Source organism: Acidovorax sp. FJL06, from assembly GCF_003852545.1.
Lineage (GTDB): Bacteria > Pseudomonadota > Gammaproteobacteria > Burkholderiales > Burkholderiaceae_C > Acidovorax.
The window spans coordinates 43,416-60,628 of the sequence record NZ_QAJR01000005.1 but is presented as its reverse complement, the minus strand read 5'-3'; the positions used below and the strand labels follow the sequence as shown (position 1 = coordinate 60,628).

The window sequence follows — 17,213 nt, the reverse complement described above, 5'->3', positions numbered from 1 at the left end:
CTTTCGCTCTCAAGCGCTCGGCCGTGGCTGTATCCGCACTTTTTGCCTTACTTGCGGGGTTTTGCGCTGATTTTCTTCGCGGCCGGTGCTGCAGGTGCGGCAGCAGGGGCCGCCGCCTCTGCTTTGGGGCGCCCCGTCTTGATGGAGGGCACGGCCTGCAAGGCGCTGCGCAGTGCGCTGTCGGACAGGCCTGCCAGCACCTTGAGGCCTGCACGCAGCAACTCGCTCTTCTTGACCGGCTGGGCCAAGGTGGCTGCGCGCTGCTTGAGCGCTTCGATCACGGCGTACTCATCCTTGGGGATGGTGAAGCTGTCACGCACCAGTTTGGGCTTCTTGGCCTTGGCATCTTTGGTTGCCTTGGCGGCTGCTGGTGCCGCAGCTTTGGGCGCCTTGGGGGTCACGGGCTTTGGGGCTGCGGGGGGCTTCTTGGCTTCGGCCTTTTTGGCGGGCTTGGTTGCCACGGTGGCTGCTGGTGTGGCCGCTTTGGCAGGCTTGGTGGTCTTGGCCGGTTGTGCCGCCGGGGCGGGGGCGGATGCTGCCGGGGCGGCGGAGGCGCTGGGTGCGGTAGAAACGTTGGTCATGGCAATAAGCAAATAAACGGTATAAACAGTTTATATAGTTTATTGCCGATGCTCACGGCAGGTCAAGGACCAGCTCCCAGGGCGTTTTCTGCCAGGCCTGCGCTTCTTCGCGCAGAAGGTGCGCCGACTGCGGGTAGGCCGCGGCCCAGCCAGCCCGCGTGCGGGCCTGAAAGCGCTGCCCGTTGCGCAGCAGGGCCAGGCCTGCGGTGTCTGGATCGCGGCGCGCGTGGCACAGGGCCACGGCCAGCCGCAGGCTCAGCAGTTGCAGCACAAAGGTGGGGTCGTCCAGGTCCGCGCCGAGCTTGCGGACCTTGCCCCGCTGCCCCTGCACGAGCACGCCAAGCCGGTGCAGCTCGGGCACGGCAAAGCCGGCGGCATCGGTGTTGTCGAGGATGTAGGCGCCGTGGCGGTGTGAGTCGCTGTGCGAGATGAGGCAGCCAATCTCGTGCAGGCGGGCCGCCCAGTCCAGCTTGCGCGAGGCGCGCTCGCTGTCCTGGGGGGCGGCCTGGTCGAACAATGCGCAGGCCGTGCGCGCCACCCGCTCCGCATGCTCCATGTCCACGCCAAAGCGCTGCATCAGCCCGTTGACGGTGGTGGTGCGCAGGTCGGTCTCGGGTTGCTCGCGGTCGAGCAGGTCGTAGAGGGCGCCTTGGCGCAAGGCGCCTTGCGCCACCTGCATTTCGTTGATTTCCAGCAGGTCAAAAATGGCGCGCAGCACACTGATGCCGCCACCGATGACGGCGCGCCGCTCTTCTTTCAGCCCATCCAGGCGCAGGCGGTCAGCGCTCTGTGCGCGCAGGAGGCGGTCATGGAGCCAGTTCAGGCCGTCGCGCGTGATGAGGCCTTCGGGGCCGCCTGCGGCCGCAAGCAGGTCGCCCACGGCGCCTGCGGTGCCCGAGGAGCCATAGGCGACCTCCCAGGCGTCGGGCCGAAAGGTTGCCAGGGCCTCGTCCAGCACCGCCTTGGCGGCAATTTCTGCCGCCAGGAACGCCTGGGCGGTGAACTCGCCTTGGGCGAAGTAGCGCTGGGACCAGGCAACACTGCCGACGCGAAACGATGCCACTGCATGGGGGGTGAATTGCTGGCCCAGGATGAATTCGGTGGAGCGGCCCCCGATATCGACCACCAGCCGCCGTTCATCCGATTGCGGCAGAAGCCGCGCCACGCCCTGGTAGATCAGGCGGGCTTCCTCGGGGCCGGACACCACGTCGATGGGGTAGCCCAGCACTTCGCTGCCGCGCGACAGGAATTCTTCGCGGTTGCGGGCCTCCCGCAGGGTTTGGGTGGCCACTGCCCGGACTTGGGCGCGCGGGAATCCTGCCAACCGTTCGCCAAACCGCGCCAGGCAGGCCCAGCCGCGCTCCATGGCGTCCCGCGTCAGGTTGCGGTCCTCGTCCAGGCCGTTGCCCTGGCGCACGGTTTCCTTGAGGTATTCGACCCGCTGGATATGGCCGAACTCATAGCGCCCGATTTCAAGGCGAAAGCTGTTGGAGCCGAGGTCGACCGCGGCGAGGCGTGTGCCGTTCTGCATGTTGTTCTGGTGAAAGCGTCGTCCGGCATCGTACCGCGAGCTTTCAGGGGGGGCCGGGGCTGGGGCCCCGTTGCCGTTTGGCGTGGGGGGCTTTTAATTCGTGGAAGTGTGTCGCTGGTTTGTGACAGGCGGGTGACCTTCCAAAGTGCTGCCTGCCAGCTTTGTGGCAATGACCCCGGAGATGCCTTTTGTGTCACTGAACTGTCATCTTGGGCCCCTAGAGTTCGTGCTGTTCCTGTTAACCCTAGCCGAAAGGTCATCAATGAAACGCGCATTTCTCAAAACCGTTGCTGTCGCACTGGCCTCCCTGGCTGTTGGAAGTGCTTTCGCAGCGGACATCACCGGCGCAGGTGCAACCTTTCCGTTCCCCATGTATGCCAAGTGGGCGGAAGCCTACAAGAAGGAAACGGGAACGGGCCTCAACTACCAGTCCATCGGTTCTTCCGGTGGCATTCGCCAGATCCGTGCCAAGACCGTTGTGTTTGGCGCCACGGACGCCCCGGTGTCGGGAGCAGACCTGGACAAGGATGGCATGGTGCAGTTCCCCGCCATCATTGGCGGCACGGTGCCCGTGATCAACCTGGAAGGCTTCAAGCCCGGCGAGCTGCGTGTGACGGGCCCGGTGCTGGCCGAGATTTTCCTGGGCAAGATCGCCAAGTGGAATGACGCCAAGCTCTCCGCACTGAACCCCGGCAAGTCCCTGCCCGACCAGAACATCACCGTGGTCCACCGTGCAGACGGTTCGGGCACCACGTTCAACTGGACCGACTACCTGTCTGCCGTCAGCAAGGAATGGGCGGATTCCGTGGGCAAGGGCGCTGCCGTGAAGTGGCCTGCGGCCTCTTCGGTGGGCGGCAAAGGCAACGAAGGCGTGGCCGCCAACGTGACCCGCGTGAAGGGCGCCGTCGGCTACGTCGAGTACGCCTATGTCAAGAAGAACAACATGAACTTTCTGCAACTGCAGAACGCCGATGGCAAGTACGTGAGCCCTGACGACACCACCTTTGCCGCCGCTGCTGCCAGTGCCGACTGGTTCAGCGCGCCGGGCATGGGCATTTCGATGGTGAACGCCAAGGGCGCCAGCAGCTGGCCGGTGAGCACGGCCTCCTTCATCCTCATGTACAAGGACCCCGCCGACAAGGCCCAGTCGGCCGAAGTGCTGAAGTTCTTTGACTGGGCGTTCAAGAACGGCAAGGGCATGGCGGCAGACCTGGACTATGTGCCCCTGCCCGACAGCCTGACCGCCGAGATCCGCTCCAAAGTCTGGTCGCAGATCAAGAAGTAAGTTCGTTTGCTCCAAAATAGCCTCCATCGGCCGGCCGGTCTGGCCGATGGGTGCTGGTTTGTGGAGCCTCCAGAAGCCAGATGGGAGTCAACATGAGCGTGGGAACCACCATGAGTTCGCAACCTGTGTCCGCCAAGACGACGGACGTCCCCACCAAAACCATGGTGTCGATTGCCAGGCGCCAGCACCTGCAGGACATCTTCTTCCACCGGTTGACCCAAAGCCTTTCGTTGCTGGTGCTTGCAGCGTTGCTGGGCATCATCGTTTCTCTTTTTGTCTATGCATGGCCAACGTTCCACAAGTTCGGCGCCCAGTTCATCTGGCGCGTGGAGTGGGACATCGTCAATGAAGAATTCGGTGCCGCCATCGCCATCGTGGGCACCCTGGCCAGTGCGGGCATTGCGCTGCTGATCGCGGTGCCGCTGGCCTTCGGCATTGCGCTGTTCCTGACCGAAACCTGCCCAGTGTGGCTGCGCCGCCCGCTGGGCACGGCGGTGGAATTGCTCGCGGCCGTGCCGTCCATCATCTACGGCATGTTCGGCCTGTTCGTGTTTGCGCCGCTGTTTGCCGACTACTTGCAGGTGCCGGTGCAGAAGCTGCTGAGCTCCATGCCGCTGGTGGGCTTCCTGTTCGGCGGCAGCACCAACGGTTTCGGCATTCTGGCGGCGGGCATCGTGCTTGCGTTCATGGTGCTGCCCTTTGTGGCGGCCGTGATGCGCGATGTGTTCGAGATCGTGCCCCCCATCCTGCGCGAGTCGGCCTATGGCCTGGGTTGCACGACCTGGGAGGTGGTGCGCCGCGTCGTGCTGCCTTACACGCAAAAAGGCGTGATTGGCGGCGTGATGCTGGGCCTGGGCCGCGCTTTGGGTGAAACCATGGCGGTGACCTTTGTGATCGGCAATGCCAACCGCATGCCCACCTCGCTGTTTTCGCCAGGCACCTCCATCGCTTCGACACTGGCCAACGAGTTTGGCGAAGCGGCGGACTTCCACCTGTCCACCTTGTTTGCCCTGGGCTTCCTGCTCTTCGTGATCACCTTCGTGGTGCTGTCGGCCGCCAAGATCATGCTGCTGCGCGCCGAGAAGGCCAAGGGCCTGTGACCCCATCCACCATGAACCGCCTCTATTGAGATCTGCTCCATGGAATTCAACCAACAACTCTACAAAAAGCGCCAGCGCTCCAACGCCATCGGCCTGACCCTGTCCCTGGGCGCCATGGTGCTGGGGCTGTTCGTGCTGCTCTGGATCCTGAGCGTGTTGCTGTCCAACGGCTTTGCCGCGCTGGACTGGAACATGTTCACCCAATCTACCCCGGCACCGGGCTCGGAAGGCGGTGGCCTGGCCAACGCCATCGTGGGCAGCCTGATGATGGTGGGCTTCACCGTGCTGGTGTCCACCCCCATCGGCGTGCTGGCGGGCGTGTACCTGGCCGAGTACAGCGGCCAGAGCAAGACCGCCGAGCTGACCCGCTTCGTGACCGACATCATGCTGTCGGCACCCTCCATCGTGCTGGGGCTGTTCGTCTATGCGATTGCCGTGGCCACGGTGGGCAACTTCTCCGGCTGGGCCGGTAGCCTGGCGCTGTCGCTGATCGCCGTGCCTGTGGTCGTGCGCACCACGGAGAACATGCTGCGCCTGGTGCCCGGCAGCCTGCGTGAAGCGGCCTTCGCTTTAGGCGCGCCGCGCTGGAAGGTGTCCACCATGGTCACCCTGCGCGCGGCCCGCAGCGGCGTGATGACCGGCCTGCTGCTGGCCGTGGCCCGCATCAGCGGCGAGACGGCGCCCCTGCTGTTCACGGCGCTGAACAACCAGTTCTTCAGCACCAACATGAACGCCCCCATGGCCAACTTGCCCGTGGTGATTTTCCAGTTTGCGCTCAGCCCCTACGAAAACTGGGTGCGCCTGGCCTGGGGCGGTGCACTGCTCATCACGCTGTCGGTGCTGATCCTCAACGTCGTGGCACGGGTGTTCCTGCGCGAGAAAAACCGCGTCTGACCCAGCCCGCCGCCCCCACTGCAGACACTGACAAGACCGCCTCCATTTTCAGGATTTGACAATGAACGCCACCGCTACCGCCACTGCCAGCAAGAATGCGCTGGAGCTGCGCAACCTGAGCTTTTTCTACGGCAAATTCCAGGGCCTGCGCAACGTGAGCCTGGACATCGCCGAGCACAAGGTGACGGCCTTCATCGGCCCCTCCGGCTGCGGCAAGTCCACGCTGCTGCGCACGCTCAACCGCATGTACAGCCTGTATCCCGGCCAGCGCGCCGAGGGTTCCATCAGTTTCTACGGCCAGGACATCCTGGACGCCAAGCAGGACATCAACCTGCTGCGCGCCCGCATCGGCATGGTGTTCCAGAAGCCCACGCCGTTTCCCATGTCCATCTACGACAACATCGCGTTTGGCGTGAAGTTGTATGAAACGCTGAGCAAGAGCGAGATGGACGACCGCGTGGAATGGGCGCTGTCCAAGGCCGCGCTGTGGGCCGAAGTGAAGGACAAGCTGCACCAGAGCGGCCTGTCGCTGTCGGGCGGCCAGCAGCAGCGCCTGTGCATTGCGCGCAGCGTGGCCGTCAAGCCTTCGGTGCTGCTGCTCGACGAGCCCACCTCGGCGCTGGACCCGCTGTCCACCGCCAAGATCGAGGAGCTGATCGACGAGCTCAAGCACGACTACACGATTGCCATCGTGACCCACAACATGCAGCAGGCTGCGCGCTGCAGCGACTACACCGCCTACATGTACCTGGGCGAGATGATCGAGTTCGGTGCCACCGAGCAGATCTTCTTCAAGCCCGAGCGCAAGGAAACCGAAGACTACATCACCGGCCGTTTCGGCTAAGGAGACAACGAGATGCCCGATAAACATCTTTCCTCGCAGTTCGACAGCGAGCTCAACAGCGTCTCCGCCCGCGTCATGGAGATGGGCGGCCTGGTGGAGTCGCAAATCCGCCAGGCGGTGTATGCGCTCTCTCAGTTCAGCCTGGAGGCCGTGGACACCGTGGCCTCGATGGAGGCCCGTGTCAATGCGATGGAGGTCGAGATCGACCAGGAGCTGTCCTCCATCATCGCCCGCCGCCAGCCCACTGCGCGCGATTTGCGCCTGCTGCTGGCCTTCTCCAAGGCCACGGCCAACCTGGAACGCATGGGCGATGAGGCCAACAAGATGGCCCGCATGGTGCGCTCCATCATCGAAAGCGGCGCCCCGCGCTCGCTGCCGTCCAGCGACCTGCGCACGGCGGCCGAGCTGGCCTCGGGCCTGCTGCGCAAGACGCTGGATGCGTTTGCGCGCATGGATGTCAAGGCCGCCGTGGCCATCCTCAAGGAGGACGACCTCATCGACAAGGAGTTCGATGGCTTCGTGCGCAAGCTCGTCACCTACATGATGGAAGACCCCCGCACCATCTCGCCCAGCCTGGACCTGTTGTTCCTGGCCAAGGCGATCGAGCGCATCGGAGACCATTCCAAGAATGTGGCCGAGCTGATCATCTATCTGGTCAAGGGCAAGGATGTGCGCCACACTGCCCTCGACGAGATCGAGTCGACCGTGCTGTAAGAAAGGGCTTTGGCAAATTTATGAGAAAGCTCCCACGCGTCCTCATCGTGGAGGACGAACCCGCCATCGCCGAGCTGATTGCCGTCAATCTGCGCCACAACGGATTCCAGCCCTTTTGGGCGGAAGACGGCGACTCTGCCCAGCGCGAGCTGGATGCCGTGCTGCCGGATGTCATCCTGCTCGACTGGATGCTGCCCGGGCAAAGCGGCCTGTCGCTGGCGCGCAAGTGGCGCGCCGACAGCCGCACCAAGCCCATCCCCATCCTCATGCTCACTGCGCGTGGCGACGAGCCGGACAAGGTCGCGGGCCTGGACGCCGGTGCCGACGACTACATCACCAAGCCGTTCTCCACGCAGGAGCTGCTGGCCCGCATCCGCGCCGTGCTGCGCCGCCGTGCGCCCGAGCAGGTGAGTGACAGCGTGACGATTGGCGAGCTGGTGCTGGATGCCGGCACCTACCGCGTGTCCTTCCAGGCGCAGCCCCTCAAGGTGGGGCCCACCGAATTCAAGCTGTTGCATTTCTTGATGAAGCATGCCGAGCGCGTGCACAGCCGCTCGCAGCTGCTCGACAAGGTGTGGGGCGACCATGTCTTCATCGAGGAGCGCACGGTGGACGTGCATGTGAAACGCTTGCGCGAAGCACTGGGCGCGGCTTCTGTGATGGTGGAGACCGTGCGTGGCGCGGGCTACCGGCTCACGGCGCAGCCCCAGGTGCAGCTCCAGGCGTGAGGGCTGGGCCCGCAAGCCCGGTGTTTTGAATGTTGGATGGGGCGCACAGGTTGCGCCCCTGGTTTTTTTTGAGAAGGCTTGGCTGAGCGCATGCTGTGGCGAATAACGTATTTCCTGCTCTGGCAGATCGGGGGCGGAGGGTTGGGCTGGTGGGAGGGCGGCCCCTGGGGCGCGGCCCTGGGGGCTGCGCTGGCGGGCTGGGCCTGGTTTGTCTGGGACCTGTTGCGTGGCGTGCGTGTGCTGCGCTGGCTGCGCACGGGCGATCTGGCGGATGTGCCCGTGATGCGTGGCATCTGGGGCGAGGCGGCGGACCGGGCCCGGCGCCTGCTGCGCCGGCAGGAGGCCCTGGTCCGTGACAGCCAGGACCGGCTGCAGGAGATCCTGGCGGCGCTGCAGGCTTCGCCCAATGGCGTGGTGCTGCTCGATACGCAGGGCCGCATCGAGTGGTGCAACCAGATGGCGGCGAGCCAGTTTGGCTTTGATGCCCAGCGCGATGTGATGCAGTCCATCGGCAACCTGCTGCGCAACCCCGAGTTCACGGCCTACTTTGCGGCCAAGGATTTTTCCAGCGACGTGGTGCTGGAGGGGCGCCTGAGCACGCCCTCGCGCCCGGTGCGCATCTCGGTGCACCTGCACCCGTATGGCGATGGGCGCACCTTGCTGCTGTCGCGCGATGTCACGGCGCTGGAGCAGGCCGATGCCATGCGGCGCGACTTCGTGGCCAATGTGTCGCACGAGATCCGCACACCCCTCACCGTGCTGACGGGTTTTGTCGAAACCTTGCAGACCCTGCCCTTGAGTGCCGACGAACGCTCCCGCTACCTGGGCATGATGGCGCAGCAGGCCCAGCGCATGCAAAGCGTGGTGCAGGATCTGCTCACGCTGTCGCGCCTGGAGGGCAGCCCGCTGCCCGGCATGGCCGAGTGGACGCCCGTGCAATCGCTGATGCAACGCTGCGAAGAGGAGGGCCGGGCCCTGTCGGCGCTGCTCACGCAGAACCAGCAGCGCACGCACGAGATCCGATTCCCGGTGGCCGAGGCCCTGCGCAGCGAAGGCGACATTGCGGGTGTGCCTGCCGAGCTGCAGAGCGCCTTGTCCAACCTGGTCAACAACGCCGTGCGCTACACGCCCGCAGGCGGCTCCATCGCCGTGCGGTGGGAGCGCAAGGACGATGGTCGCGCCGTTTTCTCGGTGCAGGACACGGGCCCCGGCATTGCGCCCGAACACATTCCGCGCCTGACGGAGCGCTTTTACCGCGTGGACCGCAGCCGCTCGCGCGAAACCGGCGGCACGGGCCTGGGGCTGGCCATCGTCAAGCATGTGCTGCAGCGCCATGGCGCCACGCTCGATATCTCCAGCACCCTGGGCAAGGGCTCGGTGTTTGCGGTCACCTTCCCAGCGAACCGGCTGCGCGGCTTTGTGCTGCCGGGCTGATGGCCCGCCAGAGCATGGCCACAAACAGCGCGGCCGTGACTGCCAGGGCGGTGGCGCTGGCGGCCCAGAACGGGGTGGGCGACGGCACCCCGGCCCAGGGGCCGCTGCCCGCGTAGGCCAGCCAATAGCCGCCACCCAGGCCCGCACCCCACAGCAGGGTGCAGTACACGGCCAGCGGGGCCAGGGTGATGCGGTAGCAGCGCAGCACAAACACGCACAGGGTTTGCAGCGCATCGGCCGCGTGGTACGCCGCCACCCACACCAGCACGCCCCCGGTCATGGCCACCACGCTGGCATGGGTCGAATACACACTGCCGATATGATTTTTCGCTATCAATAATGTAGCTGCTAGCGCAATGCCTGCAAGCGCAGAGAGCCTGAAACCTATAAAGACCACCTTGCGGGCCTGCGCGGGGTTGCCCGCACCCAGCCAGTAGCTTACCCGTGCGCTGGTGGCAATCGCCAGCGACAGCGGCACCATGTAGAGCACGGCGGCCAGGTTGGCTGCAATCTGGTGGGCTGCCGATGCCGTGGTGCCCTGGCGCGCAATGAACAGCGCCATCAGCGTGAACGAGGTCACCTCGACCATCACGGCCAGGCCCGCAGGAATGCCCAGCCGTGCAAAGCCGGCGATGGTGGGCCAGTGCGGCGGTTCCATGCGGCGCCACAGGCCCAGGGGTTCGTAGAGATCCTGGGTGCGCAGCAGCCAGATGGCCAGCACCAGCATGCTGCAGTTGACGGCCAGCGTGGCCCAGGCGCAGCCCACCACGCCCTGCGCGGGCAGGCCGGCGCCGCCAAACGTGAACCACACCGACAGCGGCAGCTTGATGAACAGCGAGCCCACCTGCAGCCAGGTCACCAGCTGGGGCCGGCCCAGGGCCTGGTTCAGCGTGCTGTAGATGCGGAACAGCAGGGCCGGGGGCAGCGCCAGCGCCAGCACGGCCAGGTAGCTCTCCACATCGGACTGCAGGGCGGCGGGCACTTCGGTCCAGCGCAGGATGGGCCCCGGCGAGAGCAGGATCGCCATGCCCGCCAGCGCGGCCGCGCCGCACAGGTACAGGGCCTGCCGCAGCGAGCGGCCAACACCGTCGGTCTCGCGTGCGCCGCGCTGCTCTGCCCACACGGGCAGCAAGGCCTGCAGCACGCCAATCAGCGCCACATAGACGCTGATGAAAATCGCCGACCCCACGGACAGCGCGGCGAGCGAGGCCTCGCTGTAGCGGCCGGCAACGATGGTGTCCGTCACGCCAAAGGCCATGACCGCCAGTTGCCCGGCCAGCACCGTGAGGGCGTGGCGGGTGATGGTGGAGCGCTCGGACATCAGCGCGCCGGGCCCTTGCGGCGCAGCAGCAGAAGGTGGTCGTTCTTGTCCGTCGGACGGGGCAGGGTGGCCTTGGGCTCCCACAGGGCCGCGTTGACCATGCGCTCGGACGCGGGCCACGAGGCAATGTCTGCCAGCAGCCACTGGCATTCATCCTGCAGGCCCGCCCGCTGCAGCGAGAGCTGGCCGTGGTACTGCAGCGCGGCCACCTGGGCACGGCTCAGCCCCACCGTCTGGATGCAGCCGGGCTCGGGCCCCAGGGCCGCCACCACGTTGCGCACCTGGGGGCCGTAGCTGCGTGCGTAGTCCAGCAGCGGCAGCCACAGCGTCATCAGCAGCACCCAGCCCAGGGCGGCGCCCCCGGCGGGCAGCACCAGGCTCTTCCAGATGGGCGCACGGTCGCGGGAGGCGCGCCACCAGACCAGGCCACACCAGCCAACGGTGGCGGCCAGGGCCACCACCAGGGCCAGCGCCGAGAACTGTGGCACAAACCCCGGCGCCAGCTTGGCCACATTGGCCGCCGGCTTGGCGGGCACGCCGGTTTGCATGGCAATCCAGATCACCCAGATCGCCAGCGCGGACACGGTGAAGAACAGCAGCGTGAACCAGTCGATCAGCGCCCCCACGCTGCGGCGCAGCGTGGGCAGCGCAAATGCGGCCAGTGCAGCCATGGCGGGCAGGCCCAGCAGCAGGGCCCGGTCTGCGGGCTGGGTGGTGATGGTGGCGGCAATGGACACGGCCGAGAACCCCAGGGGCAGCAGCAGATGCCGGTGCCCTTGGCGGCTCACGATCTGCTTGCGCCAGCGCCACAGCGTCCACAGCGCCAGCGGCCAGGCGGGCCAGCCAAACCACAGCAGCAGGCGCGCCAGGCTGCCACCTCCATTGGTGCCCACGATGCGCCAGCGCCACAGGTCCAGCGCCCAGGCGGCCCAGGCAGCCGCCAGCGTGGCGGCCAGCAGGCCCAGCGCCCAGGGCCAGCGGCGGTCGGTGTGGCTGCCAGGGGCCAGCACCACCAGCGCTGCGCTGCCCACGCCCAGCATCGCGGCCAGTGCGGGGGCGCCTGCCAGCGTCAGCCCGAGCATGCCGACCACCAAGGCCACGGCAGGCGCCACGGTGCGGTGCGGCAGGGCGGCCACGGCAAAAAAGAGCAGCGCCGTACAGCAGAGCTGCACGAGATAGCTCGTGATTTCGTGCGACAGCTGGGCCAGCCCCAGGCAGGCGATCAGGGCCAGCAGTGCGCCGTCGGCCATCGCGCGGGCGTAGTCCAGGGGCGGGGCCTCGCCGCCAAACGCAAACGCCACGGGCTGGGCGCCGGGGCTGCGGGCCAGGTAGTACACGCCGTACCAGGTGGCAATGAGTGTGAGGGCCAGCAGCCCGGCAAACGGAATGCGCACCGCCATCTCGGCCGACAACAGCCAGGAGGGTGCGATCTGCATGGCCCAGGCCCCCAGCCAGTAGGGCAGCAGCCCTTCGGTCTCGGGCGGCATGCCGCCGAGCAGGGGGGCAAGCCACGGGGTGCGGCCCTGGGCCAGCTCCAGCATGTAGCCAAAGGCTGTGACGTCGGCATTTTTCCAGGGGTCACGCCCGACAAAGCCCGGCACCACATAGGCAATGCACAGCAACAACAGCGCCCAGCGTGGAAGCGGGCTCACGGCATTTTGGGTAACGATGGCGGGGGTGGGTGGGGTCACGCGTCAGTGGGCAGCAAGGCGAAGGAGGGCGGGCGGGAGAGAGCCACCGAGAATAAGGGCAAAAGCAAAGAAAAAGGCAGCACGGTTGCCCGGGCTGCCTTTTTGGCGGGAACGCAGGAGGCGAATTACTTCGCTGCGGTCTTGCCGAAACGGTTGCGGAAGCGCTCCACGCGGCCACCCATGTTGTCCACGGACTTTTGCGTGCCGGTGTAGAAGGGGTGCGATTCAGAGGAGGTGTCCAGCTTGAACAGCGGGTATTCCTTGCCTTCGAAGGTTTCCATTTCCTTCGTGTTCACGCACGAACGGGTCACGAACTTGAAACCGTTGGACAGGTCCACGAACAGGACTTCGCGGTAGTTGGGGTGAATGCCTTCTTTCATGATCAATCCTTGTCAAGTGCGGGAGCCGTGCGGGACCCGGAGCAACCTTTGCGCCGTGGAACATCCAGCGTACTTTCCGCAGAAAAAGCCCTCTATTATGGCATAGGCTGAGGATCAGCCCCCGCGCCTCATCATGTCGAAGAAGTCCACATTGGTCTTGGTGGCCTTCATGTTCTTGATCATGAGCTCCATGGACTCGATCTCGTCCATGTTGTACATGAACTGGCGCAGGATGCGGGTCTTTTGCAGGATCTCGGGCGCCAGCAGCAGCTCTTCGCGGCGCGTGCCGCTCTTGTTGAGCTCGATGGCGGGGAACACGCGCTTTTCGTACAGGCGGCGGTTCAGGTGGATTTCGCAGTTGCCCGTGCCCTTGAATTCTTCAAAGATCACTTCGTCCATGCGGCTGCCGGTGTCCACCAGCGCGGTGGCGATGATGGTCAGCGAACCACCTTCCTCGACCTTGCGCGCGGCGCCGAAGAAGCGCTTGGGGCGCTGCAGCGCGGCGGCGTCCACACCGCCGGACAGCACCTTGCCGCTCGACGGCACGACGTTGTTGTAGGCGCGGGCCAGGCGGGTGATGGAGTCCAGCAGGATCACCACGTCTTTCTTCAGTTCGACCAGGCGCTTGGCGCGCTCGATCACCATCTCGGCCACGTGCACGTGGCGGGCGGCGGGCTCGTCGAAGGTGGAGGCGATGATTTCGCCCTTCACCGTGCGCTGCATTTCGGTCACTTCTTCAGGGCGCTCGTCCACCAGCAGCACCATCAGGTGCACGTCAGGGTTGTTGGCCGTGATGGCGTGGGCGATGTGCTGCATCATCACCGTCTTGCCGCTCTTGGGCGGGGCGACGATCAGCGCACGCTGGCCGCGGCCGATGGGCGCGATGATGTCGATGATGCGGCCGGTGATGTTCTCTTCGCCCTTGATCTCGCGTTCCAGGCGCATCTGCTCCTTGGGGAACAGGGGCGTCAGGTTCTCGAACATCACCTTGTGCTTGTTCTGCTCCGGCGGGCCGCCGTTGACGGCGTCGAGCTTGGTCAGGGCAAAGTAGCGCTCGCCATCCTTGGGGGTGCGCACTTCGCCTTCGATCATGTCGCCGGTGTGCAGGTTGAAGCGGCGCACCTGGCTGGGGCTGATGTAGATGTCGTCCGTGCTCGCCGTGAAGCTGGTGTCGGGGCTGCGCAAAAAGCCAAAGCCGTCGGGCAGGATTTCCAGCACGCCATCCGCAAACACCTGCTCGCCGGCCTTGGCGCGCTTCTTGATGATGGCAAACATCAGCTCCTGTTTGCGCATCCGGCCCGTGTTTTCGATTTCGAGTTCTTCGGCCTGCTTCAGGACTTCAGACACGTGCAGTGCCTTGAGTTCGTTTAAGTGCATGGAATGACTCCTTGGCGGAGCTGGTAAGAATCTTGGGGGAGAGGGGCTGGGGCCGGATGGGCTGCTGTTTGCAGGCCCGGCTCGCCGGGGATCTTGGTCCGGCTGCCAATGCGTGCAGGCCGGTGATCGGGAAGAATTATGACAGGAAAAAAAGCAGGTGCTTCAGGCGCGCGCCATGGGGGCGGTCACGGCATCGGCACCCTGGCGCCGGGTACGTGCCGAATGCATCCCAAAAAATGCCCCGCAGGCGGCACACCAGCGGGGCTTTTTGGGGGGTCAGGCCAGTTGCTGATCGATGAAGGCGGTCAGTTGCGCCTTGCTCATCGCGCCCACCTTGGTGGCGGCCAGCTGGCCATCCTTGAACAGCATCAGGGTGGGGATGCCGCGGATGCCGAACTTGGCGGGGATCTCGCGGTTTTCGTCCACGTTCATCTTGGCGATCTGCAGCTTGCCTTGGTAGGTGCCTGCGACTTCGTCCAGGATGGGGGCAATCATCTTGCAGGGGCCGCACCATTCGGCCCAGTAGTCCACCAGCACGGCGGAGCCGGGTTGGAGCACGTCGGCTTCAAAGCTGGCGTCAGAGACATGTTTGATGAGTTCGCTGGCCATGGCGGATTCCTTGTTTTTGAGCGGATTGGGACCGGTGTACGTTTAAAGTCTGGGCATTGTGACAGAAACCAATCCCCCATTCACCGGTATGGCCGGGGCTTGCGACGCTATGACTGTCATAGCGAAAAGCGATCAGCGCACGGGCCTGGGCGCGGCCCTGTGGCAGCGTGCACTGGCCCAGGTGGCCGCGCACGCCCAGGCCCGGGGCGCCCATCTGGCCCGCACCGTGGTGCTGGTGCCTTACGCCCAGCTCATGCCCTGGGCCCAGCGCCACTGGGCGCTGCAGTTTCCGCAAGGGTTTGCTCCGCGTTTTGAAACCACCCGCAACTGGGCGCGCCAGTTGCAGGTGTTTGAGCCTTCGGCCGACGATTTTGCGGGCGACGTGGCGCGCGACACCCTCACGGCGCGCGCCTTGCTCGACCGTGTGGGACAGGGCGCCCAGCGCGAGATGCTGGCCACGCCATTGCAAGAAGCCGCCGCCCAACTGGCCCCCGCCGTGGCCGCCGTGCCCCCTGCGCAGCGCGCGGCCTGGGGCGATGCGGCCCGCAAACTGCTGGCCACCGCCGACGAGGGCAGCAGCCTGCACTACGAAGCCCTGGTGGCGCGCCTGGCGCTGGAATGGGTGCTGGCCTCGCGCCACGCCACCGATGTGTTGTTCGAGCCCGGTGTGCGCGCGGCCGTGGATGCCTTGGTGGAGCTGGAGGGCTTTCAGTCCGATGTGCTGCCCCAGGCCCTGCTGGCCCATTGGGGTGAGCGGGGCGCCTGCATTGCGCTGCCTGCCCTGGTCGATGACGCCCCCGCACCGCCGCAACGGGCCTTGCACGCCGCCACCGATGCCGAAGACGAAGCCCACCGCGCCGCCGCCTGCGTGCTGGCCCATGTGCGCGATGGCCGCGTGCCCGTGGCGCTGGCCGCCACCGACCGCGCTTTGATCCGCCGCGTGCTCGCCCACCTGGACAGCAGCGGCGTGCTGGTGCGCGATGAAAGCGGCTGGATTCTTTCCACCACACGCGCCGCTTCACGGGTCATGGCCGCGCTGCAGGCGGCGGCGTGGAACGCCTCTTCCAACACGGTGCTGGACTGGATCAAGCACACCCCTGCGCTGATGCCGGGCGAGGTCAACCGCCTGGAGCGATGGCTGCGCAAGGGCGTGGTGCAGCACTGGAGCGCTGCCGCCGCACGGGATTTGAACGCGCAACCCCACCTGGCCCGCACCGTGGCCACCGTGGAGGCCTGGCGCGACACCCTGCGCACCGCCCGCCCGCTGGCGCAGTGGCTGCCCGCCCTGCGTGCCGTGCTGGAGCAGGCCGGCCAGTGGCAAGGCCTCTCGGCCGATCCGGCCGGCATGCGCGTGCTGGCCGCCCTGCGCCTGCAAGACGGCCAGCAGGCCGAGCTGGACGGCTGGGGCGACAGCGCAGGCCGCCGCATGGCGCTGGCCGAATTCACCCGCTGGGCCAAAGACGTGCTCGAAGCCGGGCGCTATGTGGCCACGCAGGCGGCCGATGCCCCCGTGGTCGTGCTGCCGCTGCCCCAGCTGCTGGCCCGCCCCTTTGCCGCTGCCGTGCTGCCGGGCTGCGATGAAAAACGCCTGCAAGCCGCGCCTGAACCCGCTGGCGACTGGTCGCAGGCCCAGCGCGAGGCCTGGGGCCTGCCCACACGCCCATCGCTAGAAGCCGCCCAGCGTGCCGCCTGGGCCCACGCCCTGCGCACGCCCGTGGTGGATGTGCTGTGGCGCACCGGCGACGAGGGCGGTGAGCCCCTGTTGGCCAGCGCCCTGGTGCTGGCCCTGCAACTGGATGGCGCCGCTACATCCGGCACGGACGACCGTGCGGCCCGCGCAGTGGCTGCCACCCCCACGCTGCGCCCCCAGCCCGTGGGCCAGGCGCTGCCGGTGGCACACCTGTCGTCCACCGCGTATTCCGACCTGCGCCACTGCCCGTACCGCTTCTTTGCCCAGCGCCAGCTGGGCCTGCGCGAGGCCGACGAGCTGGACGCCGAGGTGGACAAGCGCGACTTTGGCACCTGGCTGCACGCCGTGCTGCAGCAGTTTCATGAAGCCTTGCTGGCCGACCCGACCGACCACGCGGAGGAGCGCCGCGCCCGCATGGACGCCGCCGCCGAGGCCGTCACCCGCGAGCAGTGTTTGCAAGACGGCGACTTTTTGCCCTTTGCCGCAGGCTGGGCGCAGCTGCGCGATGGCTACCTGCAATGGCTGGCCGGGCATGAGCAACAGGGCGCCAGCTTCCGCCAGGCCGAGGTCAAGGCGCGCCAGCCGCTGGGCGACCTGGAGCTGGTCGGCACCCTTGACCGCATCGACGGCGTCTCGTCCACGGGCGAGCCCACGGTGCTGGTGATCGACTACAAAACCGAAAGCGACAGCGTGACTCGCCAGCGCATCAAGTCCGGGGCGGAGGACACGCAACTGGCCTTCTACGCCGCCTTGCTGAGCCACGACACGCTGCGTGCCGCCTACGTCAACGTGGGCGAGCGCGGCGAAACCCAAATGCATGAACAGGACGAGGTGGTGCATCTGCGCGACGTGCTGGTCGAAGGCATCCAGCACGACATGGCCCGCATCGCCGCCGGTGCGCCGCTTCCTGCATTGGGCGAGGGCTCGGTGTGTGACTACTGCGCCGTGCGCGGCCTGTGTCGAAAGGACTTTTGGGAATGAATAGAGCCCCCACGCTCCCTCACTTCGTGTGGTCGCTGCCCCCCAAGGGGGGC

General features: G+C 66.3%; 15 protein-coding genes. 8 read left to right on the top strand and 7 right to left on the bottom strand.

Translation table 11 applies throughout. The features are described 5' to 3' along the window. Window positions 1-47: 47 nt before the first annotated feature. A complete protein-coding gene (locus DBV10_RS03525) occupies window positions 48-581 on the bottom strand; it encodes a hypothetical protein (RefSeq protein WP_124510697.1) in 534 nt (177 codons plus the stop codon). Between the two features lie 52 nt (window positions 582-633). After that, window positions 634-2,112 carry a Ppx/GppA phosphatase family protein gene (locus tag DBV10_RS03520; protein ID WP_124510695.1) on the bottom strand — a complete coding sequence of 493 codons (1,479 nt, stop codon included), beginning with the start codon at window positions 2,110-2,112 and terminating at the stop codon, window positions 634-636. Window positions 2,113-2,374: 262 nt separating this feature from the next. Here DBV10_RS03520 and pstS point away from each other — a divergent pair, with 262 nt between their 5' ends. The 7 genes from pstS (at window position 2,375) to phoR (ending at window position 9,111) form a co-directional block, all read left to right on the top strand. Continuing rightward, window positions 2,375-3,397, top strand: a complete 1,023-nt coding sequence (gene pstS, locus DBV10_RS03515; RefSeq protein WP_124510693.1) for a phosphate ABC transporter substrate-binding protein PstS — start codon at window positions 2,375-2,377, stop codon at window positions 3,395-3,397. 80 nt (window positions 3,398-3,477) lie between these two features. After that, window positions 3,478-4,497, top strand: a complete 1,020-nt coding sequence (pstC, locus tag DBV10_RS03510; protein ID WP_124510691.1) for a phosphate ABC transporter permease subunit PstC — start codon at window positions 3,478-3,480, stop codon at window positions 4,495-4,497. Between the two features lie 39 nt (window positions 4,498-4,536). Continuing rightward, entirely contained in the window at window positions 4,537-5,391 is an 855-nt protein-coding gene (gene pstA / locus DBV10_RS03505; RefSeq protein WP_082836311.1) for a phosphate ABC transporter permease PstA, read from the top strand. A 61-nt stretch (window positions 5,392-5,452) separates the two neighbouring features. After that, complete coding sequence (gene pstB / locus DBV10_RS03500; protein ID WP_124510689.1) at window positions 5,453-6,235, top strand: phosphate ABC transporter ATP-binding protein PstB; 783 nt, start codon at window positions 5,453-5,455, stop codon at window positions 6,233-6,235. A 12-nt stretch (window positions 6,236-6,247) separates the two neighbouring features. After that, window positions 6,248-6,949 carry a phosphate signaling complex protein PhoU gene (gene phoU, locus DBV10_RS03495; protein ID WP_124510687.1) on the top strand — a complete coding sequence of 234 codons (702 nt, stop codon included), beginning with the start codon at window positions 6,248-6,250 and terminating at the stop codon, window positions 6,947-6,949. Between the two features lie 20 nt (window positions 6,950-6,969). Then, window positions 6,970-7,677, top strand: coding sequence for a phosphate regulon transcriptional regulator PhoB (gene phoB, locus DBV10_RS03490; RefSeq protein ID WP_124510684.1), 708 nt, complete (start codon window positions 6,970-6,972; stop codon window positions 7,675-7,677). Window positions 7,678-7,767: 90 nt separating this feature from the next. Further along, a complete protein-coding gene (gene phoR / locus DBV10_RS03485) occupies window positions 7,768-9,111 on the top strand; it encodes a phosphate regulon sensor histidine kinase PhoR (protein WP_124510682.1) in 1,344 nt (447 codons plus the stop codon). Here phoR and DBV10_RS03480 read toward each other — a convergent pair. The 5 genes from DBV10_RS03480 to trxA all read right to left on the bottom strand — a co-directional run bounded on the left by DBV10_RS03480 (window position 9,065) and on the right by trxA (window position 14,489). Continuing rightward, on the bottom strand, window positions 9,065-10,432 hold the full coding sequence (locus DBV10_RS03480; RefSeq protein ID WP_124510680.1) for an MATE family efflux transporter: 1,368 nt from the start codon (window positions 10,430-10,432) through the stop codon (window positions 9,065-9,067). The genes phoR and DBV10_RS03480 overlap by 47 nt on opposite strands. Next, window positions 10,432-12,123 carry a hypothetical protein gene (locus DBV10_RS03475; protein WP_124510678.1) on the bottom strand — a complete coding sequence of 564 codons (1,692 nt, stop codon included), beginning with the start codon at window positions 12,121-12,123 and terminating at the stop codon, window positions 10,432-10,434. Before DBV10_RS03475 ends, DBV10_RS03480 begins: the two co-directional genes overlap by 1 nt. Window positions 12,124-12,248: 125 nt before the next feature. Beyond that, window positions 12,249-12,503, bottom strand: coding sequence for a type B 50S ribosomal protein L31 (locus tag DBV10_RS03470; RefSeq protein ID WP_124510676.1), 255 nt, complete (start codon window positions 12,501-12,503; stop codon window positions 12,249-12,251). A 114-nt stretch (window positions 12,504-12,617) separates the two neighbouring features. Continuing rightward, window positions 12,618-13,880, bottom strand: coding sequence for a transcription termination factor Rho (gene rho, locus DBV10_RS03465; RefSeq protein WP_063459546.1), 1,263 nt, complete (start codon window positions 13,878-13,880; stop codon window positions 12,618-12,620). A gap of 276 nt (window positions 13,881-14,156) precedes the next feature. Further along, window positions 14,157-14,489, bottom strand: coding sequence for a thioredoxin TrxA (trxA, locus tag DBV10_RS03460; protein WP_008906761.1), 333 nt, complete (start codon window positions 14,487-14,489; stop codon window positions 14,157-14,159). 109 nt (window positions 14,490-14,598) lie between these two features. Between trxA and DBV10_RS03455 the strand changes: the two genes are divergently transcribed. Continuing rightward, on the top strand, window positions 14,599-17,160 hold the full coding sequence (locus DBV10_RS03455; protein ID WP_124510674.1) for a PD-(D/E)XK nuclease family protein: 2,562 nt from the start codon (window positions 14,599-14,601) through the stop codon (window positions 17,158-17,160). The last annotated feature ends 53 nt before the right edge of the window (window positions 17,161-17,213 follow it).

Excerpts from the sequence above, each read along its gene's own strand:
- DBV10_RS03525 (WP_124510697.1), bottom strand. The coding sequence starts at position 581 with ATGACCAACGTTTCTACCGCACCCAGCGCCTCCGCCGCCCCGGCAGCA.
- DBV10_RS03520 (WP_124510695.1), bottom strand. The coding sequence starts at position 2,112 with ATGCAGAACGGCACACGCCTCGCCGCGGTCGACCTCGGCTCCAACAGC.
- pstS (WP_124510693.1), top strand. The coding sequence starts at position 2,375 with ATGAAACGCGCATTTCTCAAAACCGTTGCTGTCGCACTGGCCTCCCTG.
- pstC (WP_124510691.1), top strand. The coding sequence starts at position 3,478 with ATGGGAGTCAACATGAGCGTGGGAACCACCATGAGTTCGCAACCTGTG.
- pstA (WP_082836311.1), top strand. The coding sequence starts at position 4,537 with ATGGAATTCAACCAACAACTCTACAAAAAGCGCCAGCGCTCCAACGCC.
- pstB (WP_124510689.1), top strand. The coding sequence starts at position 5,453 with ATGAACGCCACCGCTACCGCCACTGCCAGCAAGAATGCGCTGGAGCTG.
- phoU (WP_124510687.1), top strand. The coding sequence starts at position 6,248 with ATGCCCGATAAACATCTTTCCTCGCAGTTCGACAGCGAGCTCAACAGC.
- phoB (WP_124510684.1), top strand. The coding sequence starts at position 6,970 with ATGAGAAAGCTCCCACGCGTCCTCATCGTGGAGGACGAACCCGCCATC.
- phoR (WP_124510682.1), top strand. The coding sequence starts at position 7,768 with ATGCTGTGGCGAATAACGTATTTCCTGCTCTGGCAGATCGGGGGCGGA.
- DBV10_RS03480 (WP_124510680.1), bottom strand. The coding sequence starts at position 10,432 with ATGTCCGAGCGCTCCACCATCACCCGCCACGCCCTCACGGTGCTGGCC.
- DBV10_RS03470 (WP_124510676.1), bottom strand. The coding sequence starts at position 12,503 with ATGAAAGAAGGCATTCACCCCAACTACCGCGAAGTCCTGTTCGTGGAC.
- rho (WP_063459546.1), bottom strand. The coding sequence starts at position 13,880 with ATGCACTTAAACGAACTCAAGGCACTGCACGTGTCTGAAGTCCTGAAG.
- trxA (WP_008906761.1), bottom strand. The coding sequence starts at position 14,489 with ATGGCCAGCGAACTCATCAAACATGTCTCTGACGCCAGCTTTGAAGCC.
- DBV10_RS03455 (WP_124510674.1), top strand. The coding sequence starts at position 14,599 with ATGACTGTCATAGCGAAAAGCGATCAGCGCACGGGCCTGGGCGCGGCC.